The sequence below is a fragment of the Kitasatospora sp. NPDC057940 genome, from assembly GCF_042887425.1.
Lineage (GTDB): Bacteria > Actinomycetota > Actinomycetes > Streptomycetales > Streptomycetaceae > Kitasatospora.
The window spans coordinates 170,204-195,062 of the sequence record NZ_JBHVPH010000012.1; the positions used below are offsets into that span (position 1 = coordinate 170,204).

Annotated in this window: 19 protein-coding genes and 1 tRNA gene; 8 read left to right on the plus strand and 12 right to left on the minus strand. The window is 73.2% G+C overall.

The window, feature by feature from the left end; translation table 11 throughout:
- Nucleotides 1-11 precede the first annotated feature (11 nt).
- Complete coding sequence (locus tag ACFVTF_RS20235; protein ID WP_387815158.1) at nucleotides 12-1,301, minus strand: outer membrane lipoprotein carrier protein LolA; 1,290 nt, start codon at nucleotides 1,299-1,301, stop codon at nucleotides 12-14.
- A 182-nt stretch (nucleotides 1,302-1,483) separates the two neighbouring features.
- On the opposite strand from ACFVTF_RS20235, the gene ACFVTF_RS20240 reads away from it, so the two are divergent.
- Nucleotides 1,484-4,093: a bifunctional FO biosynthesis protein CofGH gene (locus tag ACFVTF_RS20240; RefSeq protein ID WP_387815160.1), complete on the plus strand. Its 2,610-nt coding sequence runs from the start codon at nucleotides 1,484-1,486 to the stop codon at nucleotides 4,091-4,093.
- Between the two features lie 207 nt (nucleotides 4,094-4,300).
- Complete coding sequence (locus tag ACFVTF_RS20245) at nucleotides 4,301-5,416, plus strand: ADP-ribosylglycohydrolase family protein (protein ID WP_371517415.1); 1,116 nt, start codon at nucleotides 4,301-4,303, stop codon at nucleotides 5,414-5,416.
- Nucleotides 5,417-5,650: 234 nt separating this feature from the next.
- On the opposite strand, the gene ACFVTF_RS20250 is transcribed toward ACFVTF_RS20245, so the two are convergent.
- The 3 genes from ACFVTF_RS20250 to ACFVTF_RS20260 all read right to left on the minus strand — a co-directional run bounded on the left by ACFVTF_RS20250 (nucleotide 5,651) and on the right by ACFVTF_RS20260 (nucleotide 8,083).
- Nucleotides 5,651-5,860 (minus strand): DUF397 domain-containing protein, encoded by a 210-nt coding sequence (locus ACFVTF_RS20250; RefSeq protein WP_350877671.1) that lies wholly within the window; start codon nucleotides 5,858-5,860, stop codon nucleotides 5,651-5,653.
- Nucleotides 5,860-6,720, minus strand: coding sequence for a helix-turn-helix transcriptional regulator (locus tag ACFVTF_RS20255; protein ID WP_350877673.1), 861 nt, complete (start codon nucleotides 6,718-6,720; stop codon nucleotides 5,860-5,862). Before ACFVTF_RS20255 ends, ACFVTF_RS20250 begins: the two co-directional genes overlap by 1 nt.
- A 619-nt stretch (nucleotides 6,721-7,339) precedes the next feature.
- Nucleotides 7,340-8,083 carry a GPP34 family phosphoprotein gene (locus tag ACFVTF_RS20260; protein ID WP_371517414.1) on the minus strand — a complete coding sequence of 248 codons (744 nt, stop codon included), beginning with the start codon at nucleotides 8,081-8,083 and terminating at the stop codon, nucleotides 7,340-7,342.
- Between the two features lie 298 nt (nucleotides 8,084-8,381).
- Here ACFVTF_RS20260 and ACFVTF_RS20265 point away from each other — a divergent pair, with 298 nt between their 5' ends.
- On the plus strand, nucleotides 8,382-10,649 hold the full coding sequence (locus tag ACFVTF_RS20265; RefSeq protein ID WP_387815163.1) for a hypothetical protein: 2,268 nt from the start codon (nucleotides 8,382-8,384) through the stop codon (nucleotides 10,647-10,649).
- Nucleotides 10,650-10,786: 137 nt separating this feature from the next.
- On the opposite strand, the gene ACFVTF_RS20270 is transcribed toward ACFVTF_RS20265, so the two are convergent.
- Nucleotides 10,787-12,319, minus strand: coding sequence for a glycosyltransferase family 39 protein (locus ACFVTF_RS20270; RefSeq protein ID WP_371517412.1), 1,533 nt, complete (start codon nucleotides 12,317-12,319; stop codon nucleotides 10,787-10,789).
- A 729-nt stretch (nucleotides 12,320-13,048) separates the two neighbouring features.
- On the opposite strand from ACFVTF_RS20270, the gene ACFVTF_RS20275 reads away from it, so the two are divergent.
- From ACFVTF_RS20275 to ACFVTF_RS20285, 3 genes are all read left to right on the plus strand, one after another.
- Nucleotides 13,049-14,494, plus strand: coding sequence for a hypothetical protein (locus ACFVTF_RS20275; protein ID WP_387815166.1), 1,446 nt, complete (start codon nucleotides 13,049-13,051; stop codon nucleotides 14,492-14,494).
- Nucleotides 14,495-14,643: 149 nt separating this feature from the next.
- Nucleotides 14,644-15,936, plus strand: coding sequence for a transglycosylase family protein (locus ACFVTF_RS20280; protein ID WP_387815168.1), 1,293 nt, complete (start codon nucleotides 14,644-14,646; stop codon nucleotides 15,934-15,936).
- 214 nt (nucleotides 15,937-16,150) lie between these two features.
- Nucleotides 16,151-16,226 (plus strand) — tRNA-Arg (locus ACFVTF_RS20285).
- Nucleotides 16,227-16,327: 101 nt separating this feature from the next.
- Here the strand turns inward: ACFVTF_RS20285 and ACFVTF_RS20290 are convergent.
- Together ACFVTF_RS20290 and ACFVTF_RS20295 are read right to left on the minus strand one after the other, a co-directional pair.
- Complete coding sequence (locus ACFVTF_RS20290; protein ID WP_387815170.1) at nucleotides 16,328-17,200, minus strand: carbon-nitrogen hydrolase family protein; 873 nt, start codon at nucleotides 17,198-17,200, stop codon at nucleotides 16,328-16,330.
- 139 nt (nucleotides 17,201-17,339) lie between these two features.
- Nucleotides 17,340-18,152 (minus strand): phosphatase PAP2 family protein, encoded by an 813-nt coding sequence (locus tag ACFVTF_RS20295; RefSeq protein ID WP_387815172.1) that lies wholly within the window; start codon nucleotides 18,150-18,152, stop codon nucleotides 17,340-17,342.
- 441 nt (nucleotides 18,153-18,593) lie between these two features.
- Here ACFVTF_RS20295 and ACFVTF_RS20300 point away from each other — a divergent pair, with 441 nt between their 5' ends.
- Together ACFVTF_RS20300 and ACFVTF_RS20305 are read left to right on the plus strand one after the other, a co-directional pair.
- Nucleotides 18,594-19,565, plus strand: a complete 972-nt coding sequence (locus ACFVTF_RS20300) for a sigma-70 family RNA polymerase sigma factor (protein WP_363585362.1) — start codon at nucleotides 18,594-18,596, stop codon at nucleotides 19,563-19,565.
- A gap of 181 nt (nucleotides 19,566-19,746) precedes the next feature.
- On the plus strand, nucleotides 19,747-19,977 hold the full coding sequence (locus tag ACFVTF_RS20305) for a hypothetical protein (protein WP_387815174.1): 231 nt from the start codon (nucleotides 19,747-19,749) through the stop codon (nucleotides 19,975-19,977).
- 10 nt (nucleotides 19,978-19,987) lie between these two features.
- On the opposite strand, the gene mscL is transcribed toward ACFVTF_RS20305, so the two are convergent.
- From mscL to ACFVTF_RS20330, 5 genes are all read right to left on the minus strand, one after another.
- Entirely contained in the window at nucleotides 19,988-20,407 is a 420-nt protein-coding gene (gene mscL, locus ACFVTF_RS20310; protein WP_363619194.1) for a large conductance mechanosensitive channel protein MscL, read from the minus strand.
- A 30-nt stretch (nucleotides 20,408-20,437) separates the two neighbouring features.
- Complete coding sequence (locus ACFVTF_RS20315) at nucleotides 20,438-20,701, minus strand: hypothetical protein (RefSeq protein ID WP_380491757.1); 264 nt, start codon at nucleotides 20,699-20,701, stop codon at nucleotides 20,438-20,440.
- A 349-nt stretch (nucleotides 20,702-21,050) separates the two neighbouring features.
- Complete coding sequence (locus ACFVTF_RS20320) at nucleotides 21,051-21,383, minus strand: FmdB family zinc ribbon protein (RefSeq protein ID WP_350877692.1); 333 nt, start codon at nucleotides 21,381-21,383, stop codon at nucleotides 21,051-21,053.
- A 193-nt stretch (nucleotides 21,384-21,576) separates the two neighbouring features.
- The gene (locus ACFVTF_RS20325; protein WP_387815177.1) at nucleotides 21,577-22,959 is read right to left on the minus strand and encodes an MFS transporter; all 1,383 of its coding nucleotides are present in this window, start codon (nucleotides 22,957-22,959) and stop codon (nucleotides 21,577-21,579) included.
- A gap of 318 nt (nucleotides 22,960-23,277) precedes the next feature.
- Nucleotides 23,278-24,762 (minus strand): potassium/proton antiporter, encoded by a 1,485-nt coding sequence (locus tag ACFVTF_RS20330; protein WP_350877694.1) that lies wholly within the window; start codon nucleotides 24,760-24,762, stop codon nucleotides 23,278-23,280.
- Nucleotides 24,763-24,859: the final 97 nt, after the last annotated feature.

A 24,859-nucleotide genomic window follows, 5' to 3' on the forward strand; every position in this document is an offset into this window, starting at 1 on the left:
TTCGTCATCCGTCAGTTCACCCCGGCGGCGTGCTGGAGCACCGGCAGGGTCACCGCGCCGGCGAACACCCGGCCGTCGTCGGTGACCAGGACGTTCACCACCTTGGTGCTGATCAGCGTGCCGCCGCCGACCGGCTTGCCGAGCGACTTCACCAGCGCCTGCGGGTTCAGGGCCGCGCCCCGGCCGCCGTGCTTGCCGCCCTTGCCGCCGTCCTGCGGCGCGTCGACGGCGCCGCTGGGAAGCTGCGCCGAGACCACGGTCGTCCAGCCCTCGCCGATCACGTTCACGCCGCCGTGGTCCTGGCCCGAGGCGCCCTGACCGGCCTTGCCCCCGGGCGCGGAACCCTTGGGCGCGAAGCCCTGCGGCACCTCGCCCTTGGCGCCCTCGTCCGCCTTGTGCTCCGTCACCTTGGCGCCCTTGGGCACGGTGAAGTCGAAGGTCTTGGCGGCCGGCTTGGCGAAGGACACGTCGGTGAAGTGGACGTCCAGCACGGTGGAACCGTCGACGCCCTTGACCACCACCGAGAGCGGCACCCCGTTGTCGGCGGCGACCGCTATCCGGACCTCGGCGACGGTCGAACCGGACTGCGCGGGCTTGACGCTCAGCTGGTACGCCTTCTGCCCGGCCACGTTGGCGGTGCCGGCCACGGTGACCGACGTGGTGCCCGCGCTCGCGGTCAGGAACTGCCGGGCGGCCTCCTGCGGGGTCGTCGGCACCCCGGTCAGCGGCGCCCCGGGGTGCTGGCCGGCGGCGTCGGGGTGCTGGGCGCCCGCCTGGCCGGTCAGGCGCACGGCGGTGTTGGTCGAGCTGTCCCAGGCCCAGGCCTGGTCGCCGTTGTGGACGACGGTGTAGCCGGCCATGTCCTCCAGCAGGTCGACCCGCTGGCGGTCCGGGCCGTCCACCGCGATCCGCAGCGTCTGGTCACCGCCGAGCAGGCCGAGCAGCTTGGCCTGCGGGTCGGCCGCCGAGGAGCCCTGGCCGCCGCCGCGCCCGGCCGCCGCGCCGAGCCCGCCGGCCGCGGCACCCAGCAGCTGGCTGGGCAGGCCGAGGTCGGTGGAGACCGACACCGTGCCGGAGAGGCTCTGCGCGTCGGAGCCGAGCACCTTGGCCACCAGCTGCTCCGGCGTCAGCGAGGGAAGTTCGGGCGGGGCGTCGGCGGCCAGTGCGGGCACCAGCCCGACCCCGGCGGCGATCACCGCGGCCACCGTCAGCGGTACTCCGGCCCGCACCAGCATGCGCCGCCGTGAGCGGTACGGCACGCCGCTGTCCACGTTGTCCCCCGCCGCCGTGTCATTGGTCATGGCGTCCTCAACTCCTCTACGAACACGAGCGATTGGCTGTGCCCCTCCATTAGAGGCCCGCACTCCGCCCCCGTCATCGCCCTGCGGGGCCAGTTCGGGGTAAACCTCACGGGTACATCGACCCTGAGACGCCCTCAGGGTTGGCTACTCCGAACGTACGACACCTGGCGTAGGGTCGCGCCATGGACGGAACCGCCATGGACGCAAGCAACCCCCCGACCGCTAACGCGATGCGGCGCGCACTGCGCCGAGCCCGGGACGGCGTCGCCCTGGACGTCACCGAGACCGCGGTGCTGCTCCAGGCCAGAGGCGAGGACCTGAACGACCTGTGTGCGAGCGCCGCCCGGGTCCGCGACGCGGGGCTGGCGGCGGCCGGGCGGCCCGGCGTCATCACCTACTCCAAGAGCGTCTTCATCCCGCTCACCCGGCTCTGCCGCGACAAGTGCCACTACTGCACCTTCGTCACCGTCCCCGGCAAGCTGCGCCGGGCCGGCCACGGGATGTTCATGTCCCCCGACGAGGTGCTGGACGTCGCCCGGCGCGGGGCCGAACTCGGCTGCAAGGAAGCCCTGATCACCCTCGGCGACAAGCCCGAGGACCGCTGGCCCGAGGCCCGCGAGTGGCTCGACGCGCACGGGTACGACGACACCATCGCCTACGTGCGGGCGATGTCGATCCGCATCCTGGAGGAGACCGGCCTGCTCCCGCACCTCAACCCCGGGGTGCTCGGCTGGACGGACTTCCAGCGGCTCAAGCCCGTCTCCGCCTCGATGGGCATGATGCTGGAGACCACCGCCACCCGGCTGTGGAGCGAGCCCGGCGGCCCGCACCACGGCTCGCCGGACAAGGAGCCGGCCGTCCGGCTGCGGGTGCTGGAGGACGCCGGGCGCAGCTCCGTCCCGTTCACCAGCGGCCTGCTGATCGGCATCGGCGAGACGTACCAGGAGCGCGCGGAGTCGCTGTTCGCGCTGCGCAAGGTCTCCCGGGCCTACCACGGCGTCCAGGAGCTGATCCTGCAGAACTTCCGCGCCAAGCCGGACACGGCGATGCGCGGCATGCCCGACGCCGAACTGGACGAGCTGGTCGCCACCGTGGCGGTGGCCCGGCACGTGATGGGCCCGACGGCCTGCCTCCAGGCGCCGCCGAACCTGGTGGACGGCGAGTACGAGCGGCTGATCGCGGCCGGCGTCGACGACTGGGGCGGCGTCTCGCCGCTCACCCCCGACCACGTCAACCCCGAACGCCCGTGGCCGCAGATCGAGCGGCTCGCCGAGCGCTCCGCGGCCGCCGGCTTCGAACTGCGCGAGCGCCTCGCCGTCTACCCCGAGTACGTGCGGCGCGGCGAGCCCTGGCTGGACCCGCGGGTGCTGCCGCACGTGCGCGCCCTCGCCTACCTGGAGACCGGGCTGGCGAACCCGGACGCGGTGGTCCGCGGCCTGCCCTGGCAGGAGCCCGAAGACCTGCCCGTCTCGTACGGGCGGACCGACCTGCACGCCACCATCGACACCGAGGGCCGCACCGGCGACCGCCGGGCCGACTTCGAGGACGTCTACGGCGACTGGGAGGTGCTGCGCGAGCAGGTGCTCGCCGAGGGCGCGCCCGAGCGGCTGGTCGGCGACCTGCGCGAGGCGCTGGCGGTGGCCGCCGACGACCCGACGCGGCTCACCGACGACCAGGCGCTGGCGCTGTTCCACGCGGACGGCCCGGCCCTGGACGCGCTCTGCCGGATCGCCGACGACGTCCGCCGGGACACCGTCGGGGAGGACGTCACCTACTGCGTCACCCGGAACATCAACTTCACCAACGTCTGCTACACCGGCTGCCGCTTCTGCGCGTTCGCCCAGCGCCGTACCGACGCCGACGCCTACACCCTGTCGCTGGAGCAGGTCGCCGACCGGGCCGCGCAGGCCTGGGAGGTGGGCGCCACCGAGGTCTGCATGCAGGGCGGCATCCACCCGGACCTGCCCGGCACCGCCTACTTCGACATCGCCCGCGCGGTGAAGGAGCGGGTGCCCGGCATCCACGTGCACGCCTTCTCGCCGATGGAGGTGGTCAACGGCGCGACCCGCACCGGGCTGTCCATCCGCGACTGGCTCCAGCGGGCCAAGGAGAACGGCCTGGACAGCATCCCGGGCACGGCGGCCGAGATCCTGGACGACGAGGTCCGCTGGGTGCTCACCAAGGGCAAGCTGCCGGCCGCCACCTGGGTCGAGGTGGTCACCACCGCGCACGAACTGGGCATCCGCTCCTCGTCCACCATGATGTACGGGCACGTGGACACCCCGAAGCACTGGCTCGGGCACCTGCGGCTGCTCGCCGAGATCCAGCAGCGCTCCCTGGCGGCCAACGGCACGGGCGGCGGCTTCACCGAGTTCGTGACCCTGCCGTTCATCCACACCAACGCGCCGGTCTACCTGGCCGGCATCGCCCGGCCCGGCCCGACCGCCCGGGACAACCGCGCGGTGGTCGCGATGGCCCGGCTGCTGCTGCACCCGCACATCCCCAACATCCAGACCAGCTGGGTCAAGCTGGGCGCGGAGGGCGCCGCCGAGATGCTCCGCTCGGGCGCCAACGACCTGGGCGGCACGCTGATGGAGGAGACCATCTCGCGGATGGCCGGCTCGGCGTACGGGAGCTACAAGTCGGTGCGCGACCTCCAGGCGATCGCCGAGGCGGCGGGCCGCCCGCACCGCCAGCGCACCACCACGTACGGCGAGGTGCCGGCCGAGCGCCGGGCGGCGGCGCTGGCCTCGGACGGGCACCTGCCGGAGCTGCTGCCGGTCCTGGACTGATCCCGCCACTTCCCTGCCACCGGCCTCCCGGTTCCCCGGCCTGCTGGTTCCCCCGGCCCCGCTGCCGCCCGTACGGCGGCCGGGGCCGGGAAACCGGAGCACGAGGGACGCCCTTGATTCGCTCGGGTCTTCGAATACAGTGCCAGGGCGCGCGCCGCGGCCGTGCGTCGCGCAGCCCCCTGCCCCGAGGAAAGGCGCCCCGTCGTGATGCCACTGTGGTCACGCGCCCAGCAGCAGGACTTCCGCAGCCGGGTGCGGGGCTGTCTGCTCGGCGGTGCCATCGGCGACGCGCTCGGCGCCGGCGTCGAGTTCGAGCCGCTGGAGAAGATCCGGGCCCAGCACGGCCCGCAGGGCGTCACCGGCTACGTCCCCGCGTACGGGCGCACCGGCGCCGTCACCGACGACACCCAGCTCACCCTGTTCACCGTCGACGGCCTGATCCGCGCCCACATCCGGCGCGACACCGGCAGCTGGCACCCGCCCACCGACCTGCACCTGGCCTACCTGCGCTGGGCCGCCACCCAGCGCGACTGGGGCCCCGACGAGCGCCGCCCCGACCTCGGCTGGCTCGGCCGCGAGGAGTGGCTGTACGCCCAGCGCGCCCCCGGCCAGGGCTGCCTGTCCGGCCTGACCGGGGCCGACGCCGAGTTCCTCGGCACCGTGGAGCGGCCCAAGAACCCGCACTCCAAGGCCTGCGGCACGGTGGTGCGGGCGGCGCCGTTCGGCCTGCTCACCAGCTGGGAGCCGGGCCTGGTCTTCCAACTCGCGGTGGAGTGCGCGGTGCTCACCCACGGCCACCCCACCGGCTACCTCGCGGCGGGCGCGCTCGCGGTGATCGTCCAGAGCGTGGCCCGCGGCGGCACCCTGGAGGAGGGCGTCCACCTCGCCCTGGCGCTGCTCTCCGAGCGGCAGGCGCACGAGGAGACCACCGCCGCGCTGCGGGCCGCGCTGGACGCCGTCCGGGCCGGCGAGCCGTCCGCCGACCGGGTGGAGGCGCTGGGGGAGGGCTGGGTCGCCGAGGAGGCGCTGGCGATCGGGGTCTACTGCGCGCTGGTCGCGCACGACGTGCGCTCGGGCCTGCTGCTCGCCGTCAACCACTCCGGGGACAGCGACTCCACCGGCGCGGTCTGCGGGAGCCTGCTCGGGGTGCTGCACGGTGACACCGCGCTGCCGTCGGGGCTGGTGGCCGGGCTGGAGGGGCGAGGCGCCATCCTCGAACTCGCCGACGACTTCGTGCTGGAGCTGATGCACGGCACCGAACTGCACGATCCGCGCACCCCGGAGGGGCTGACCTGGGCCGAGCGGTACCCGGTGGTGCGCTGAACGGGGCGGACCGGACGGGAAGTCCGGGCGGGAAGGTCGTTCGGGAGGGAAAGCGGTCCGGGCGGGAAGGTCGTTCGGGAAGGTCGTTCGGGAGGGAAAGCGGTTCGGGCGGGAACGACGGTTGCCCGTAGCGTCGGCCGCCGGCGAGGGCGACGGCCACTGCTACGGGCAACCGGGCCGAGCTCGGATTCGCACCGGGGGCGCGGGGCCGGGTCGGTGGCCGCCGCCGCAGGGTCAGTGGCGGCCGAACACCCCGGTGGCCGCAGCGCTCGCGAACGCGGTCCAGGCCTCGGCGGAGAAGCGCAGCTGCGGCCCCTGAGGGTCCTTGGAGTCCCGTACCGCCACCGCCCCCGTGGCCGGCGTGGCGATCTCCACACAGGCGCCGTTGCCGCCGCTGTGGCTGCTCTTCCGCCAGCGGGTTCCGTGCTCGGAGGTGGTGCTCATCAGTGGTATCCCTCTTCAATCTCAGCTATCAGTGCCCGGCTCTCCGCCACGCCGAGTGCCGCCGCCCGCAGGTAGTCGTACAGACCGGTATAGCGGCGGACGTCCGCGTCCTTCTCCAGGTAGAGATCGCTCGTCACCCCTTCGAAGTAGACAACCGTGGAATCGGCTGACTCGGGGAACTCCAGCAGGGAGAATGTCCCGGTCATACCGGGGTGGGCCCCGGCCGAGAACGGGATCACCTGGATGGTGATGTTCGGGTGCTGGCTCAGCTCCATCATGTGCTTGAGCTGTTCGGCCATCACCTCGCGGCTGCCGACCTCGCGGCGCAGCACCGCCTCGTCTATGACGGTCCACAGGCTGCCGAGCTGGTTCTCGCCCTGGATGCGGTCCTGGCGCTTCATCCGGACCTGCACCCTGCGCTGCACGGCGAGCGCGTCGGTGTCCGGCTGGGTGCCCTCCACGACGGCCTGCGCGTACTGCTCGGTCTGCAACAGGCCCGGGACGAAGGAGGATTCGTACGCGCGGATCGAAGAGGCCTCGGCCTCCAGCCCGATGTAGACGCTGTACGGGGTCGGCATGTCGTTGAAGTCGTGCCACCAGCCGCGCTGGCGGGACTCCTTGGCCATCTCCATCAGGCTGGCGCGCATCTGCTCGTCGTTCACGAGGTAGACGTCGCAGAGGTCGCGCACGTCGCGCTGGCTGATGCTGCGGCGGCCGTTCTCCAGTCGGCTGATCTTCGACTGGGAGACCATCAGCCGGCCCGCCACCTCCTCCGCCGTCATCCCGAGGCCCTCGCGGAGTTTGCGCAGCTCCGAGCCCAGGCGCCGACGGCGCACGGTGGGATTGATGCTCGTCGACACATCGACCTCCGGCCGGACCTCTGGTGATCGTTGGATCGGCAGCCCTCGGAACACTTCGGACATTGGGACCAACCCCCCTGACTTGGAGCAGCATGTCACCTTGGGCCAGGTCGGCGTCAGGGAATCACAGCAGCGCAGTAGAACAGATCGTCGGAAAAGCACTTCTGCGAGACGGCGAGGGCCTTCGAGTGGTAATGCGGCTCAGCGGCTCGAACCGGTACGGGCTAAGGATGTGCTCCCCGGCGGCGCAGGTGCCAGTGGCACGTGCGAGGGCAGGACCGCCGGGCTCCCCGGACGGGCCCCGAAGGGCCTCCGGGGACGGCAGAGGGGCGGTCACCGGGCGACTTCCGTCGCGGGGCGACCGCCCCTCCGTGCTCCTGGTGGTGCGGGTGCTGCTTCGGTGGTGCGTCGGGTCCTTCAGCGCCGTTGCTCAGCGCCGTCGGGCGGCGTGAACGGGGCGGCGCGCGCCGTCGAGGGTGCCGCCGGACCCGTGGTGCCGGTGGTGCCCGTCCTGCCCGCCGTCACGGGCTGCACGGGCCGTACGGGCCGCGCAGGCCGTACGGGCCGCGCAGGCCGTACGGCGACCGGTGCGGCGTCCCGCGCGCCCGGGCGGTCCCGGTCAGCGGACGCCGACCCGTGAGGCGGCGACCCGCCCGGAGCCCCGGCCCGCCGCGCGGGCGCCCGAACGCCCGGTGCCGGTGCCGGTCCCGGAACCCTGGGCAGCACGGTTCTGCTGCGCCGGCAGGCCGTTCTGCACGTCCATCACGGCGTGCGCGACCATCCCGCCCAGCGGGTCGTACCGGATCAGGTCGCGCAGCCGCGACCGCGAGGACCGGCCCTCGTTGCCCGGATACAGGTGCTTGCCCAGGCCCACGGAATGGGCCAGCGCCGCCAGCGCCGCCGTCCGCGGGTCCGGCGGCACGCCGGTGCGGATGGCGGTGTCCAGCCGCTGTTTGATCGCGGCGTTGGTGCAGTCGTCCGACGCCTGATAGCGGGTCGTCGGCAGCACCCCGCACACCTGGCCCGGCACGGCCGTGACCATGCCGCAGCGCTCCAGGTGCGCCAGGTAGGTCTGCCGCAGCCCCAGCCGGGGCCCGCCGATCCAGTGCGCCGCGCGGACCGGACTGCCGCGTCGGCGCAGCAGTTCCAGTGCGTGGTCCAGGGTCGGGTCGCCGGTCGGCCGTGCGAGCACGACTGCGATCCGGTCTCCCTCCGGTACGATCCGTCCGGCCAGGGACAGCTCGACGAGCTGGGCCCCGGCGAGTCCGAGGTCGAGGGTCTGCGGCTGCGCCGTGGTACCCGTGGTCGGGTCCAAAGCGAGCAGCAAGAGTTCCTCGGGAACAGTTCTGCGGCTCTTGCCCATCCAAGCCTCCCCGCGTGGATGAGAGACAGGGTGACGCCTCTCACACGGGCTTGTCGAGTACGCCTCCGAATCGTGACCTTGCCGCGGAGGCGGGGAACCAGGGGCGGCGGGCCCGGCGTCTGACCGGTGAACAGACCGCAGTACGCCCGTGCGACGGCAATAAGCGCCGGTCGGGCGGGGTGTGCGCGGCCGGATCGGCCGGCGGTGGCGGAGACTGTACAGGTACACGGGGCGGGGCGTCGGCTTCCCGAAATCGGGTCTGCCGGTGCCCCGCCGGGCGTTGAGGAGGCTGGGATACGTGGGCGAGTCCCCCGACAGGGTGCTGAGGGACGGCGAGCGGGCGCAGGAGCGCGAACGCGAACGGACCGGGACGGCCGGCGGTGCGGGTCCGGACCCGGACGGTGCTCCGGACGGCAACCCGAACGGCAGCCGGGAGGCCGGGACCGGCCCCGGCGACGCGCCGGCGACGGGGGCCAAGCGCGGCTCGACCGTACAGCTCCGTGTCCGGGATGTGGACAGCAAGACCACGATGCTTCGGCTGCCGGTGGACAGTGCGACCACCGCGCTGCGGCTGCCCGAGGAGCTGACCAAGCCCGCCGGTGACGGAAGTTCCGACGTCGCTGCCGGGGAGGCGGAGGCCGTGACGGCCGCCGACGGCGAGGAGAAGGCGGCCGGGCGGCCGACCGGAACCGACCCGCGTCTCGCCATGCGGACGGCCGCAGCGGGTGCGGGAGCCGTGGCGGGGAGTGCGGAGAAGGGCACGGAGAAGGGCTCGGAGAAGGGGGCGGGGGAGGCCGGCGAGAAGGCCGCGTCCGAGGGCGACACGCCCGGGGCCGCCGCACCCGCCGAGGCCGCCGAACCCGCCGCGTCCGCCGCGTCCGCCGCGCCCGAGAGCGACGAACCGGACGAGGCGGCAGCCGAACCTGCCAAGCCCGAGGAGCCGGCTGAGCCCGCGCCTCCGCGCGCCTCCGCCGCCGCCGTGGCCCCCGCAGGCCCCGTAGCCGCCGCGTCCGGCACCGTGCCCGAGCCCCCGGCGCCGACCCCGCAGCCCGAGCCGTCCCCCGTCCCGGAGCCGGTACCCGAGCCGCACCCGACGCCCAAGCCCCTCCCCGAACCCGAGCCGCAGCCCGGCCCGGAGCCGCTGCCGAAGCCGACTCCCGCCCCCGTGCCCGGCCCCGCCCCGGCGCCCGAGCCACTGCCCACCCCCGACCCGCGGCCGGTGCCGCCCGTCCCGCCGCTGCCGAAGCCCGAGCCGCTGCCCCTCCCGGAGCCGCCGCCCGCGCCGGAGAACACCGCCGAGGCGATGGAGGTCCTGGCGACCCTCAACGCGCGCCCGGTCTCGCCGCTGCGCCGCGCGCTCAAGCGGATCACCATCTGGACGGCCTTCCTCGCCGTGGTGCTCGGTGCGGCGGTGGTGGCCCAGCTGCTGCGCCCGCTGCCGGACGCCAAGGTGCGGATGTCCGCCGCGGGCAGCTTCAGCTTCGCCGGCGACCCGCTCGACCTCGCCTGGCCGGCCAAGGGCCAGTCAGCCGCCGAGGTGGTCGGCGTCGGCAGCCTCGGCAGCTCCGGGCAGGAGACGCCGTCCGCGATCGCCAGCGTCACCAAGGTGATGAACGCCTACCTGATCCTGCAGAAGTTCCCGCTGAAGAAGGGGGAGAGCGGCCCGAAGATCACCGTGGACAAGCAGGCCGCGCAGGAGTCCGGCAACGTCGACGAGTCCCGGGTCACCCTCACCGAGGGCCAGGTGCTCACCGAGTACCAGGCGCTGGAGCTGCTGATGCTGCCCTCGGCCAACAACGTGGCCCGGCTGCTCGCCCGCTTCCACTCCGGCTCCGAGGAAGCGTTCGTCAAGCTGATGAACGAGACGTCGGCCAAGTTCGGCATGACCAACACCACCTACGCCGACCCGGCGGGCTTCCTCGCGGACACCAAGTCCACCGCCAAGGACCAGCTGAAGCTGGCCGAGCAGGTCATGCAGGACGAGATCTTCCGGCAGATCGTCTCCACCCCGGAGACCAGCCTCAACAACGTGAAGATCTCCAACACCAACAACCTGATCAACCCGAAGACCGGGGTCATCGGCGTCAAGACCGGCTCCAGCACCCCGGCCGGCGGCTGCCTGATGTGGGCCGCCTACAAGGAGATCGGCGGCGTGAAGCGGCTGATCATCGGCGTCACCCTGGGCCAGCAGGCCACCTCGCCCAACCCCGGCGACGGCATCCTGCCGACCGTGCTCAAGGTCAGCGGCAAGCAGATCCAGGCCGCGCAGGGCGGCCTGACCGGCCAGACCGTGGTGAAGAAGGGCGACGTCGTCGGCACCGTGGACGACGGCCTCGGCGGCAAGGTCCAGGTCGTCGCGACCAAGGACCTCGTGGTGGCCGGCTTCCCGGGCATCACCGGCACGGTCACCCTGGACGCGGCCAAGCTCGGCCACACCGCGAAGGCCGGCCAGGAGGTCGGCCTGCTGCGGGTGGGCGAGGGCGACGACAAGACGGAGGTCCCGGTGGCCCTCCAGTCCGACCTGAACCCGCCGTCCATCCAGTCCCGGCTGACCCGCACGCTCTGACACCGCGACGACGGAGGGGGAGCCGGTTCGCCCGGCTCCCCCTCCGTCGTGTTTCCGCGTGTTGCGGGTGGCGCCCGTCAGCCGTCGCGTGCCCCGGGCCCCGCTCGTCGGTCGTCGCGTGCTCCGGGCCCGTCCCGTCAGTTGTCGCGGTCGAGCAGCGCGACCGTGAACCCGCCGAGCGGCGTGACCTGGTCGGGCGAGCCGTACTGCGAGCGGAGGGCCTGGGCCTGGTCCTCCGGCATGGTGGTCAGCGGGTCCTCGGTGTCCCCGAGGACCAGCAGCCAGATCCGCGCCGCCTGCCCCAGGCAGGCCTCCGGCTGCGGGCACGGAGTCGGCGACAGGTCCTCCGCGTCGTCGGCGCTCTGCGCGACGAACACCGGGTACGGGTGGACGTCCGGCGGCAGGTAGTAGCTGACGCCCGGCCACACCATCGCCCAGGCCTGGTTGCCGAGCGGGGCCGCCATCCCGTCCCCGGACCGGTAGCCCGCGGCGATCACCCCGGCCGCCGCCCGGAACGGCTCCTCCGACCCGTTGTGCGAGCCCACGTAGCGCACCGCGGGCTGCTTCGGCAGCGCCGCCACGGCCGGGAGGGCGAGCAGTCCCAGCGCCAGCAGTCCCACCGCCGCCCTGGCCGGGCCCGGAGCACGGAAACGTTTCGCCCAGGCCGCCGCGACGCCGTACACCGCGCCGACCCCGCCCCCGGCCAGCACCGCCCACGCGGGCACCGTGAACAGCATGTACCGCTCGATGAAGTACGAGGTGCCGCCCTGCGACACCACCCACACGCCCACCACCGGCAGCCCCGCGAGTAGCAGCGCCTGCCCGGCCTGCACCCGCCGGCCCGGCAGCAGCAGCGCCGGCAGCGCCAGCAGCACGAAGGCGTAGAACACCGTGTGCGAGCCGAACAGGTGCTGGCCGAAGTGCACCAGGCCCCCGAGGTTCGGCTTCTCGATCCAGCCCAGCTGCCGGTCCGACTGCTGACTGCCGAGCAGCACCACCGGCAGCACCGGCACCGCGGCCACGCCCACCGCCACCGGGTACTGCCACAGCAGCCGCCGCTCCGCTGCCCCGCGCGTGCGCCACAGGTGCAGCAGCACCAGCGCGGCCTGCCCGGCCACGGTGCTGAACGAGATCAGGTGCCCGGCGCCGGCCGCCGCCATCGCGGCGCAGTACGGCGCCCACCGCCGCCACGTCGGCCGCTCCAGCGCCCGCACCAGGAACCAGGTGGCCGCCGCGATCGCGAAGGTCACCAGCGCGTACGCGCGCGCCTCCTGCGCGTACCGCGACACCTCCGGCGGCACCGCGAACAGCAGCCCCGCGCCGACCGCCGCCACCCGGTTGCCGAACAGCCGCTCGGCGGTCAGCGCCACGAACGCGGCCGCCCCCGCCATCGCCAGCACGGAGGGTATTCGCAGCGCCACCACGGAGTCGCCGAACACCGTCGTCCAGCCGTGCATCAGCAGGTAGTACGCCCCGTTGCTGGCGTCCACGTGCTGGAGCAGCCGGAGCAGGTCGCCCAACGACCGGGTGGCCACCGTCCAGGTGGCCATCTCGTCGCGCCACAGCTCCGGCGTCCCCAGCCGGTACCCGCCCACCGCCAGCATCACCACCGCGGGCCACACCCACACCTGCCCCAGCAGTCGCACCACCGGGTGCCCAGCAGGTCTCATCGGGTCCTTCGTCTCCTTCGCACGGCGCGGCAAGGCGGTCGAACACTTTTCCGGCAGGCTACTTGACCCGCTCTGACCCCTCGTCGGCACCCGCACCCCGACCCGGCCCCGGCACGGTCCCGACCCGGCCCCGGCGCGGACGCCGACCGCTCCTGGACGGAACGGTCCAGGGCCACTTCCGTCCAGCCGAAGCCCCTTCCACCGCCGCCGAGCTGCGACGAAGCTGGTGATCGCCGCCAGGGAGCACCGCTCGGGGCGGCACCGGAGAGCGCGTCACCGCGGGACGCGGCCACCGGATCCCACCCTCACGTCGCAGCAGGAGAGGACACCGTCATGCTCCGCACCGTCATGACCGAGGCCACCGCGGTCACCACCCTCGCCGTCGCGGCTGCCCCTTAGCGGGCGTCCGGGGCCGACGGCCCCACCACCTCGCCCCGGCCCCGCCGGGCCCCGTCGACCGGCCGCTCCTGCGGGGCGGCCGTCCCGCCGGGCCCGCTGCCGAGGCGGGCCGATCCGAGCGCCGTACCCCGGCCTCGCCGAGCGCCGCACCCCGCGGCGCCCCGCACCAGCGCATCGAACCAGCGCGTCGAACCGCCGCCAGGCCGACTGCTCCCGCAGGGCAGCCGACCGGAATCCGCGCGCCGCGTGAGCCGCCCGTCACCGTCGGGCCCCGGGCACCTCGAAGCCGGGCCCAGCCGCCATCCCGTCCACCACGTCCGGAGGTCCGCCATGTCCGCCAACCGTTCGAAGCTCGCCAACGTCGCCCTCGCCGGGGCCCTCGCCCTCGGCGCCGTCGTCTCCACCGTGTCGCTGACCGCACCGGCACAGGCCGTCGGCACCTCGTCCGTCAACGGACCGATCAGCCGCTCCGAGATCATCGCCCGGGCCCAGAACTGGGTCGACCAGGCGGTGCCGTACAGCCAGAGCCTGTGGCACAGCGACAGCAACGGCTCCTACCGGCAGGACTGCTCCGGCCTGGTCTCGATGGCCTGGCACCTCGGCTCCAGCCGGGTCACCTCCACCCTCGACGACATCTCCACCCAGCTCGGCAGCCTCGACGACCTGCAGCCCGGCGACATGATCGACAACATCAGCACGCACGTCGTGCTGTTCGCCGGCTGGACCGACGGCAACCACAACACCGCCGTGGTCTACGAGGAGCCGCGGCCGGGCCTGACCGCCCGCAAGATCAACTACTCGCGCAGCTCCCTGATCAGCGGAGGCTTCAAGCCCTTCCGCTACGACAAGACCGTCGACAGCACCCCGCTGCCGCCGAAGCAGGCGCCCGTGGGCTGGGGCGCCCAGGTCGTGGTGAACGGCGGCGGCGACGTCTTCCACAGCACCCGTTCCTCCAACGGGAGCTGGACCGGCTTCGGAAACGTGGAGAGCGTCGCGGGCGACATCGGCGGCGTCCAGTCCATCGCGGACGCCGGCATCAACGGCGACACCCACCTGCTCGCCGTCGGCGGCGACGGGAACATCTACCACACCATCCGCCACTCCAGCGGCAGCTGGGACCGCTTCACCGACATCGGCCCGCAGACCAACAGGCTGGGCAACGTCACCAAGGTCACCGCGGTCTCGATCGGCGGCGACCTGCACGTCGTCGCCGTCGCCGACGGCAAGCTCTTCCACACCGCCCGGCTCGCGAACGGCACCTGGCTTCGCTTCGGCGACATCACCCCGGCGGGCGGCGCCGTGACCAGCGCCTCGGTCGCCAGCGTCAACGGCGAACTCCAGGTCGTGACGGTCTCGGGCGGCACGGTCTACCACGCCATCCGCGCCGTCGGCGGCTCCTGGTCGGGTTGGGGCAACGCCTACGACGCCGCCGGGAACGTCGGCCCCGCCCAGGACGTGGCGGTCGCCGGCACCGGATCCGACGCGCAGATCGTCGTGGTGAACAACAACGGCCAGCAGTTCCACGGCGTCCGCTACGGCAACGGCACGTGGCAGCCGTTCGCCGAGCTCGCCCCCGTGATCGGCTCGTTCACCGCCAACCGGGTCAGCGCCGCCAACATCGACGGCGAGTTCCAGGCCGTCTTCATCACCAACGACGACCGGATCATGCACACCATCCGCGACGGCTCCGGCAGCTGGGACCCGGCGTCCCCGATCCAGCTGAACGGCGTGAGCGGCAACCACTACGCCGTCTCCATCGGCGGCACCTACAACTGACCGTCCCCGCCCGCCGGTTCCACCCGCCGGCCCACCGCTGCCCCGCCGCGGTGGGCCGGCCCCCTTCGCCGCCGCCCTCCTGCCGTCGCGCCGCTCACCCCCGGCTCCGTCCCGCGCGAGCCGTCCCGCCCCTCCGAGAAGAGGTCACGATGTCCCGCGCCTCCCGCCGACCCCGCGCAGCCGCCCTCGCGTTCACCGCCCTCGCGGCCCTGAGCCTGTCCACGGTGGCCGCCGGCTCCGCCCAGGCCGCCTCGGTGGCCACCTGGGACCGGGTGGCACAGTGCGAGAGCACCGGCGACTGGAGCTACTACAAGGCCGGCTGGCCGTACTACGGGGGCCTGCAGATCACGAAGAGCACCTGGGAGGCGTACGGCGGAACCCAGTACGCGCCGATGCCCCACCAGGCCACCAAGCAGCAGCAGATCCTGACGGCGGAGCGGATCCTGGCCGGCCAGGGCGCCGGGGCCTGGGCGGCCAAGTGCAACGGCGGCCTGAGCACCGACCACGCCAACCCGTACCCGTCGCCGACCGCGCCGGTGAGCAAGGCCGGCGACCTCTTCCACGCCACGCGCCTGGTGGACGGCAACTGGACGTCCTTCAGCCCGCTGGACGGCTACGCCGGCTCGGCCTTCTTCAACGGCTCGCAGGACGCCATCGCGGCGACCCCGGACGGCTCGACCCAGACGCTGGCCACCGGAGCCGACGGCAACCTGTACCACACGGCGCGCTACCCGAACGGGTCCTGGACGGGCTGGGCGCCACTGGACGGCTACGCCGGGGCGGCGCGGTTCGCGGCCCGGGCCGAGGCGATCGCCGGCATGCCGAACGGCGACACCCAGGTGATGGCGATCGGCAAGGACGGGAAGATCTACCACAACGCCCGTTACGCCTCGGGCTCCTGGCAGGGCTGGCTGCCGATCGGAGACTGGAGCGCGCAGAAGATCGCGGCCGCCGGACTGCCGGACGGCAGCATGCAGGTGCTGATCACCGGCAGCGACGGCAACGTCTACCACAACGTCCGTGCCGTGAACGGCACCTGGCAGGGCTGGAACGGCGTCGCGGGCCTCGGCGCCGCGACCTTCCAGGCGAAGGACGTCGCGATCGCCGGCATGCCGAACGGCGACACCCAGCTGCTGGCGACCGGCAGCGACGGGAAGATCTACCACAGCGCCCGCTACGCGAGCGGCTCCTGGCAGGACTGGAACGTGGTCGACGGATACGCCGGTGCGGCGGGCTTCCAGTCCGGGAGCTTCGCGATCACCGGCATGCCGAACGGCGACGCCCAGCTGATCGCCGTGGGCAACGACGGCGTCGTCTACCACAACGCCCGCTACGCCTCGGGAAGTTGGCAGGGCTGGTGGAGCACCTCCTTCGGCGGGCAGAAGGTCGCCGTCGCCGGCCTGCCGGACGGCAGCGCCCAGATGGTCGTCTCCCGCAGCTGAGCCCCGCCCCCGGCCCGGCGGGCAGCCGTCACCGCCCGCCCCGACGCCCCGTCGGAGCCCGGAGGGCGGCGCGCCCGGCCCCGCCGCCGGCAAGATCGCGAAGCCGCCGCCCGGGCGCCGCCCGACCCGCTACACTGAGCCGGTAGCGGCTTGCCCTCGGGCCGGCCGCCCCCGGATCCGCTTACGGGATGCAGTCGCTCCCCGGCGGATCCTCGCCTCAGTAGCTCAGGGGATAGAGCACGGCTCTCCTAAAGCCGGTGTCGCAGGTTCGAATCCTGCCTGGGGCACCACCACGCGTGGCCGCAGGCCCCCGCCCACCAGGGCGGGGGCCTGCGGCGTTTCCCGGACCGGGCGGCGCCGGGCCCGGCTCAGGCCAGGCGCCGGGCCCGGCTCAGGCCAGGGTGAAGAGCGCGCGCGGGGCGGCCGGGCGGGCGTTGGCGGCGGCCAGGTCGGCGAGCATGGTCTCGGTCTCCCGGGCGGCGCGCAGGACGGCCGGGTCGAGGTCGACGACGACCAGTTCGCGCCGGTCCTCGCCCGCCTCGGCGAGCAGTCGGCCGTCCGGGGCCCACACCGCGCTGCCACCGCAGGTGTGCCAACCGCCGGTGTGGCCGATGTGGTTGGCGAGCACCGTGTAGAGGGTGTTGTCGAGCGCGCGGGCGGGGAACCAGGTGCGGGACTCGTGGTGGCCGTGGCCGACGCTGAACAGCGCGCCGACCAGGTAGGCGTGGCAGCCGTCGAGGGCGGCGGCGCGGGCGTGCTCGGGGAAGCCCGAGTCGTAGCAGATGCCGAGGCCGAGCCGCCAGCCGTCCAGCTCCAGGGTGCAACCGGCCGCCCCGGGGCGGTAGTAGTCGCGTTCGGTCTTGAACAGGTGCTGCTTGTCGTAGCGGGTGGCGAGGCCGCCGTCCGGGCCGAGGACGAAGGCGGAGACCCGCAGCTCGTCGCCCACCTGCGCGGCGGCGCCGACGATCGCGGCGGTGCCGGTCTCGCGGCAGGCCTCGGCGATCGGCGCGAGGCGCGGATCGCCGGGCTGGACGGCGCACTTGAGCGGGTCGGTGCGGATCAGCTCGGGCTCGTAGCCGGAGAGGAACTTCTCGGCGAACAGCACCAGGCGGGCGCCGGCCGCGGCGGCCTCGCGGATCAACTCGGCGGCCTGGGCGGCGTTGGCGGGTATGTCACCGGCCACGGCCTGGGCCTGGACGGTGGCGATCCGCAGCGGGCGCTCGGGGTGGCGGACGGCGGCGGTGGGGACCGGGTCGGGAGACATGGCCGTCACGCTAGCGGACGGCTCCGGGCAGCCCCGGACGGCCTTGTACGGCCCTGTACGGCCTTGTACGGCCTTGTACGGTCCTGTGCGCCTTGTAAGGCCGACGGCCCCGGGCGACCGCACGTGGATGCCGACGGCCTCAGTGGACGGCCTCGTCCGGGTGGTCGGTGGCGGAGTCGCCCAGCGGGTCGGTGCCGCGCGGCGACCGGACCGAGGGCACGGTGATCCGCTGGACCCTCGGCCGGGTACGCCAGTTGACCCGCCGTACGTCGCGGGCGAGCGCGCCCGGTCGCCAGAGTTCGACGACGGCCGTCACGGCGCCCAGCACGAATCCGGCGGCCAGCCAGCCGGCGACCACGTCGCTCGGCCAGTGGACCCCGAGGGCGATCCTGGTCCAGCCGATGGTCAGCACCGTCGCCGCCGCCACCGCGCAGGCGGCGATCCGCCCGCGTCGGCGGACCCGGTACCAGACCAGGCCGACCAGCACCGCGCAGGTGATCGCCGAGGCCATGGCGTGCCCGGAGGGGAAGGCCGGGCCGCCGGCGTGCGAGACCGGGTCGGCGAAGGAGGGCCGTTGGCGGCCGACGGCCAGCTTCAGCGCCCACTGGCCGCCCCAGCCGACCAGGGTCTGGGCGGCCACCCAGCCGGCCAGGACCCGGGCGCCGATCAGCCACAGCCAGACGGCCGCGATGCCGAGCAGGGTGCGCATCGTGACCGTGCCGCCGATGTCGGAGAGCGTCTGCACCGAGGCGGTCCAGATCCGGTGCCGCCGGGCGAAGGTGTGCAGTTCGCCGATCCAGCTCTGGTCGAGTTGCTCCAGCGGATGCCAGTGACGGGTCACCAGGGCGGCGAGGAGGCCGAACAGCGCGGCACAGACCACCGCGAGCGCCGAATCCCGCAAGAGGCGGCGGTGACGCGCAGTGACGGCGGTCGAGCTGTTGGTCAGGTGCATGGCTGACACCTTCCCAGTGTCCCGGGGCGATCAGGACCACGGGTGATAGCGATTCGGCATCGTTTGTGGGGAGAACCTGCGTGCGCCGGGGGGCGGACGCCGGCGGAGGCCGGGGGCGCACGGGAACGCGCGTGCCGGTTCGGGGGTTTCACCCAGTGGAGCGACCGGTGGGGCGGCGGGCGCGTGCGCGGGGCGTGACGGAAGTGTTCGGAATCGGTCGCGGAAACGGCACCGAAGGTGCTCGGCCGGTCACGCGGTGTCCATAACCGGGGTGAAAACCGGCAGGATACTGCATCGCGGGGAAGAATCTGAGTGACTTGGGAATGTTGTCCGGATTCTGTTCGTTGGATCGTTACGTGTGAGCCCCGGCGGGGCCCGCATTTCTTGCCCTCTCGGGGGGCAGGCAGGCAGACCTCGGCAATTCCAGCAAAGGGAGCAAGCATGGCCACCCGTGCCGTCGTTCGCGACAGGGCCGACCGGACTCGCGCGGCCCGCCCGACCAACCTTGAGGCCGACCGCGACCTGGTCGGCATGTACCTCGACGAGATCGCCAGGACACCCCTGCTCGATGCCGCCGAGGAGGTCGAGCTCTCACTGCGGATCGAGGCCGGCGTGTACGCCCAGCACCTGCTGGAGGAGGGCGTGTTCCCCGAGGGCGTGAAGCGCGAGGAACTGGAGGCGATAGCCGAGGACGCCGAGCGCGCCAAGGACGTCTTCATCCGCTCCAACCTCCGGCTCGTGGTGGCGGTCGCCCGCCGGTACCCGCGCAGCGGCCTTCCGCTGCTGGACCTCATCCAGGAGGGCAACGCCGGCCTGGTGCGCGCCGTCGAGAAGTTCGACTACGCCAAGGGCTTCAAGTTCTCCACCTACGCCACCTGGTGGATCCGGCAGGCGATCACCCGGTCGATCGCCGACCAGTCCCGCACCATCCGGCTGCCCGTGCACCTGGTCGAGGAGCTGGGGCGGATCCGGCGCGTGCAGCGGGAGAAGTCCAAGGAGCTGGGGCGGGAGGCCGAGCCGGCCGAGATCGCGGCCGAGCTGGACACCACCGAGGCCCGGATCAAGGACGTGCTGGACTGGGCCCGCGACCCGGTCAGCCTCAACATGGCGGTCGACGATGAGGGCGAGACCCAGTTCGGCGACCTGGTCGAGGACACCGGGGCGACGTCCCCCGAGGACGCCGTGATGGTGATGCTCCGCCGCGAGGAGCTGGACGGCCTGATCGGGCGGCTGGACGACCGCACGGCCTCGATCATCCGTTCCCGCTACGGGATGGAGGACGGCCGCGAGCGCACCCTCACCGAGGTGGGCAAGCAGCACGGCCTGACCCGCGAGCGGATCCGCCAGATCGAGAAGCACGCGCTGGCCGAGCTGAAGAAGATCGCCGACCACGCGGGCTTCGAGGCCGCCTGAGAACCCGAGCCACTGGGAAGCCGAACCACTGAGAACCCGAGCCAACTGCCTGCGGCTCCATCCCGCCTCGGGCCCTGATGCGGAGCTCTCCGCACCAGGGCCCGGGGTGTGTCACGGGGCTCTTAGGCTGGAGGGACAGGACGATCCGGACGGCAGTCGACGGGAAGCGGAAGTGAACAGGGTGAGCGAGCAGGCGCGGGAGCCGGAGCAGGGACAGGGACAGGGAGAACAGCACGGGCGGGAGGAGCGGCCGGCGGCGCCGAAGGCCCGGCTGCTCTTCCGGGACCCGCTGGACCAGCAGTCCCGGGACGACACCGACACCGGCTGGGGTGAGCGCCCCGGGGCGGGGGAGAGCGGTGGGCGGGGGCTGGACTGGTACCTGAGCCAGCGCCCGCCGCACCACGGGGACTGAGGAGCGGTGCTCAGCGCTGCGGGGTGACCAGCGCGTCGCGGATCTCGGTGAGCAGTTGGACCTCCTTGGCCTCGGCCTCCGCCATCGTCTCGGCGGTGCTCTTCCGCCTGGCGGCGAGCCTGTTCATGGGCACGATCAGGACGAAGTAGACGACGGCCGCCGTGATCAGGAACTGCAGCAGGGCACTGAGCACCGATCCCCACAGGATGAGGATCCCGGACGTGACCTCGCCGGTGGCGTTCAGCTCGCAGGGGCCCTTGAGGCAGGAACTGTAGGACGCCAGGTCCTTCGTTCCGAAGACGCCGACGATCGGATTGATGACGCCCTTGACGAAGGCGTTGACGATGTTGGTGAAGGCCGCGCCGATGACGACGGCGACGGCGAGTTCGACGACGTTTCCACGCAGCAGGAATTCCTTGAAGCCTTTCATGCCGCCGTGAACGACGAAGTCGTTGCCCGGTTACGGGTGATCTTCCGTCGGTCCGGATTGACAACCCGTCCGGCCCACCGGGCCGCCCGGCGGCGACGGCAGCCCGGCCCGCGCGGGCCCGACCGCGAGCGCCGCGGCCACCGCGAGCAGCACCAGCGCGGGCACCCCGGCCCGGCGCCGTACGGCGTGCCGCCAGCGGTGCCACCCGCCGGCCCCGCGCCGGATCGGCGGGAAGCGCGGCACCTCCCGCCGGGGCGGTACGGCGGGTGCGGGCAGCGGTACGGAGAGGCTCATGGTCGTCATGGTCACCACCGAGGTCGTGGGGGGCCGCTCCTGCGCGGGCGGGCCGGTCGTTCTCCGGCGACCCCTACGATGTGCGCCGCGCCCCGCCCCGGAAAGCCCTTATCCGCAGCCTGTGGACAACTCGGGCCCTGTGGATGAATTCGTACACCCGCACGAGTGCATCCGGCCCGCCCAGGATGACGAACCGGGATGACGAACCGGGATGACGAACCGGGGCGACGAGTGGTGACGAGTGGTGACGACGAGCGGTGACGGCGAACCGGAACGACGAAGGCCCGCCGCCCCGCGAGGAACGCGGGGTGGCGGGCCCTGTCGATGCGCCGGGCGTCCGGCGCCGAGGTCAGCTCGCGGCCGGAGCCGGGCTGGAGGAGCTGGAAGAGCTCGAAGAACCGGAGGACGAGGACGTCGACGACGTCGAGGACGAAGCCGGGGTCGAGCCGGACGACGACGCCGAGGAGCTGCCGGAGGAGCCTGCGCCCACCGTGCTGCTGGAGGACGAGCGGCTGTCGGTGCGGTAGAAGCCCGAGCCCTTGAACACGACACCCACGGCCGAGAAGACCTTGCGGAGCCGTCCCTGGCAGTCGGGGCACGTGGTCAGCGCCTCGTCGGTGAACTTCTGCACCGCCTCCAGGCCGTTGCCGCACTCGGTGCACTGGTACTGGTACGTGGGCACTTGTCTTCCTCCTGGCACTCTCGCCTGATGAGTGCTAACGATGTTCAATGATGCGGCATTCCGCTGAATCAGTCCAGCGACTCCGATGTGAGATGAGCCGTGGCCGGGCCGCGCACGCTCATCCACCGGGGCTCCGGGCCGCCCCCACCGCGCGTCGCCCACGGCTCCGCGCGGTGCGCCACCGCGTGCCCGCTCAGCCCTTGGCCGCGCCCACCAGCTGCGTCGCGGCGCCGCGCTCCGGTGCGGCCGCGACCACCTGGCCCGGCCCGCCCGGCGCGGTCAGCAGGTGCCGCAGCGACACCAGCGCGATCAGGCCCAGACCGGCGCCGGCCACCGGCACCAGGAACCCGCTGGACGGCCCGTGGCCGTCGATCAGCTGCCCGGCGATCATCTGGCCGACGGCCAGGCCGAGGCCGATGGCGCCGGTCAGCCAGGTGAACGCCTCGGTCTTGGCGCCGTCCGCGACGAGCGTCTCGACCAGGGTGTAGCCGCTGATCAGGGTCGGCGCGATGGCCAGGCCGCAGACCAGTCCGGCGGCGGCGAGCGCGATCAGGTTGGGCATCGCCCACAGCGTCGAGCAGCCCAGCACCAGCAGGGCGTAGCTCATGATCATCCGATGCTGCACGGACCGCCGCCAGGCGATCACGCCGTACAGCACGCCGGCCACCATCGAGCCGCCGGCGAAGATCCCGTACACGGTGCCGGCGGCGCCGTGCTGCCCGACCGAGTCGGCGAAGGCGTTCACCGAGACCTGCATGCCGCCGAACACGGCGCCCACCCCGAGGAAGGCCCCGGCCAGCAGCCGGACCCCGGGGGAGGCGAGCGCGGAGGCGCGCCGCACGCCGGGCTGGGGCAGCGCCCGGGCGGGCGCGGTGCGCCGCTGGGCGGCGAAGGCCAGGCCGCCGACGAGGGTCAGCGTGGCCTCGGCGATCAGCCCGGCCGAGGGGCTGACCGTGGTGGCGACGGCGGTGGCCAGGATCGGGCCGATCACGAAGGTGAACTCGTCCGTCACGGACTCGAAGGCGAACGCGGTGCCCACCTTGGCCGCGGACGAGGCGGACGCGCCGTCCGCGGTGAACTTGGCGATCCAGCGGGACCGGACCATGGCGCCGATCTGCGGAACGCTCGCGCCGGCCGGGACGGCGGCCAGGAACAGGCTCCAGGCCGGTGCGTGGCCGAGCGCCAGCGCGATCAGCGTGCCGACCGAGGCCGCGTGCACCACGACGGTCGGGACGAGGACGGCGGTCTGGCCGTACCGGTCGGCGAGCCGGCCGGTCTGCGGGCCGATCAGGGCCTGGGCGACGGCGGCGACGGCCGCGACGGTGCTCGCGGTGCCGTACGAGCCGTGGGTGTCCTTGACGAGCAGCAGGATGCCCATGCTGAGCATCGCGTACGGCAGCCGCGCGAGGAACGCCGGCGCCAGGAACGTCCAGACGCCGGGCGTGCGCAGCAGTGCGCCGTATCCGACCCGCACGGGGGCGGCGGCATCGGCGGTGCCGTCGGCAGGGGTGGCGTCGGCGGTGTCAAGCGGGGTCGCGGTGTCCGCGGGGTCGTCGACCGTTCGGCGGGCCGTCACGGTCGGTCCTTCCTGCTGCCTGGTAGCGCGGCAGGGCATGGGGTGGCCCCGACGGCGCCGAGAGTCGTCCTCTCGCGCGTCGACCGGGGTAGATACCGGGCCGGCCCGGCGTGGTGGCCGAGGTCCTGACCGCGGCCGCCGAACGGTCGCGCCAACTCTGCTTCAGGCAGATGCTGGGTGTGATCTGACCATCATACATATACGCGCGTAGATGTCGCGCGAATCCCCAGACTACAAGGCACGTCCAAAATTGTCCTGCCCATCGAAGGTGAACAGCGGGTGAGGCCTTCCGGTCCACCCGCCGCCCACCCGCCGGGCTCAGCGCCCGTTCAGCCACCCCGCGAGCTTGCCGCCCTTGTCCACGGCCCGCAGCCGCCGCTCGGCCGCCTCGCCGACCTCGTCGGTGGTGACCACCAGCAGCTCGTCCCCGCCGCGCAGCACCGTCGCCTTGTCCGGCACGAAGGAGCTGCCCTCCCGCACCACCAGGGTGACGGCGGCCCCCTTGGGCAGCCGCAGCTCGCTGACCTCCACGCCGGACATCCGGGAGCCGGGGGAGAGCGTGACCGACAGCAGGTGCCCGTGCAGCTTCTCCAGCGGGGCGGACTCGATGTCCAGGTCCTGGCCCATCGAGCCCTCGCCGATCCGCAGCTGCTTGGCGACCCAGGGCAGGGTCGGCCCCTGGAGCAGGGTGAAGACGACGACCAGGATGAAGACGATGTTGAAGACGTCCTGGGCCTTCGGCGCGCCCGACACCAGCGGGATGGTCGCCAGCACGATGGGCACCGCCCCGCGCAGTCCGGCCCAGCTGAGCAGCGCCTGCTCCCGGCCCGGCACCTTGAACGGGGTCAGCGTCAGCACCACGGACAGCGGCCGGGCCAGGAAGACCAGCACGCCGCCGATCACCAGCGCGGGGACCACCGCGGAGCCCATGGTCTCGGGCGTGCAGAGCAGGCCGAGCAGCACGAACATGCCGATCTGTCCGATCCAGGCCAGGCCGTCGGCGAAGCCCCGGACGGCCGGGCCGTGCGGCAGCTTGGCGTTGCCGAGGATCACCGCGCAGATGTAGACGGCGAGGAAGCCGGAGCCGTGCAGCAGCGCGCCGCCCGCGTAGGCGAGCACGGTCAGGGCCATCACGGCGATCGGGTACAGGCCGGAGGAGGGCAGCGCGACGTGCTTGATCCCGTACGCGCCGAGCTTGCCGACCGCGAAGCCGACCGCCGCGCCGATCGCCAGCTCGGCGATGATCGTGCCGACCAGGACGTACCAGGAGTCCAGCTCGCCGGTGGTGGCGAAGGCGACGACCAGGATGACCACGGGTGCGTCGTTGAAGCCGGACTCGGCCTCCAGCAGGCCGGTGAGCCGGTGCGGCAGCGGGACCATGCGCAGGACGGAGAAGACGGCGGCGGCGTCGGTGGAGGAGACGATCGCGCCGAGCAGCATCGAGGTCCGCCAGTCCAGGCCGACCAGCCAGTGCGCGCCGGCCGCGGTGACGAACACGCTGACGCCGACGCCGACGGTGGCGAGCACGGTGGCGGCCGGCATCACGGGTCTGACCTCGCGCCAACTGGTCTTGAGGCCGCCCTCGGCGAGGATCACCACGAGCGCCGCGTAGCCGAGCACCTGGGTCAGCTCGGCGTTGTTGAAGGAGACGCCGATGCCGTTCTGGCCCAGGGCGACGCCGATCCCGAGGTAGATCAGCAGGCTCGGTAGCCCTGAGCGGGTGGATATCCGCACGGCGACCACCGCGACCAGCAGGATCACGGAGAACTCGAGGAGGAGCTGGTTCAGGTGGTCGATGTTCACGCAGTGGCACCTCGTGCAGGCAGGGGCGGGCGGGGTGTCTGGTGGTGCTGGAGGGCGCGACCCGTTAAGAAGGCGTCAATGCTCCTGTTGCGGATCG

Coding starts and splice junctions, on each gene's coding strand:
- ACFVTF_RS20235 (WP_387815158.1), bottom strand. CDS start 1,301: ATGACCAATGACACGGCGGCGGGGGACAACGTGGACAGCGGCGTGCCG.
- ACFVTF_RS20240 (WP_387815160.1), top strand. CDS start 1,484: ATGGACGGAACCGCCATGGACGCAAGCAACCCCCCGACCGCTAACGCG.
- ACFVTF_RS20245 (WP_371517415.1), top strand. CDS start 4,301: ATGCCACTGTGGTCACGCGCCCAGCAGCAGGACTTCCGCAGCCGGGTG.
- ACFVTF_RS20250 (WP_350877671.1), bottom strand. CDS start 5,860: ATGAGCACCACCTCCGAGCACGGAACCCGCTGGCGGAAGAGCAGCCAC.
- ACFVTF_RS20260 (WP_371517414.1), bottom strand. CDS start 8,083: ATGGGCAAGAGCCGCAGAACTGTTCCCGAGGAACTCTTGCTGCTCGCT.
- ACFVTF_RS20270 (WP_371517412.1), bottom strand. CDS start 12,319: ATGAGACCTGCTGGGCACCCGGTGGTGCGACTGCTGGGGCAGGTGTGG.
- ACFVTF_RS20275 (WP_387815166.1), top strand. CDS start 13,049: ATGTCCGCCAACCGTTCGAAGCTCGCCAACGTCGCCCTCGCCGGGGCC.
- ACFVTF_RS20280 (WP_387815168.1), top strand. CDS start 14,644: ATGTCCCGCGCCTCCCGCCGACCCCGCGCAGCCGCCCTCGCGTTCACC.
- ACFVTF_RS20290 (WP_387815170.1), bottom strand. CDS start 17,200: ATGTCTCCCGACCCGGTCCCCACCGCCGCCGTCCGCCACCCCGAGCGC.
- ACFVTF_RS20295 (WP_387815172.1), bottom strand. CDS start 18,152: ATGCACCTGACCAACAGCTCGACCGCCGTCACTGCGCGTCACCGCCGC.
- ACFVTF_RS20300 (WP_363585362.1), top strand. CDS start 18,594: ATGGCCACCCGTGCCGTCGTTCGCGACAGGGCCGACCGGACTCGCGCG.
- mscL (WP_363619194.1), bottom strand. CDS start 20,407: ATGAAAGGCTTCAAGGAATTCCTGCTGCGTGGAAACGTCGTCGAACTC.
- ACFVTF_RS20315 (WP_380491757.1), bottom strand. CDS start 20,701: ATGAGCCTCTCCGTACCGCTGCCCGCACCCGCCGTACCGCCCCGGCGG.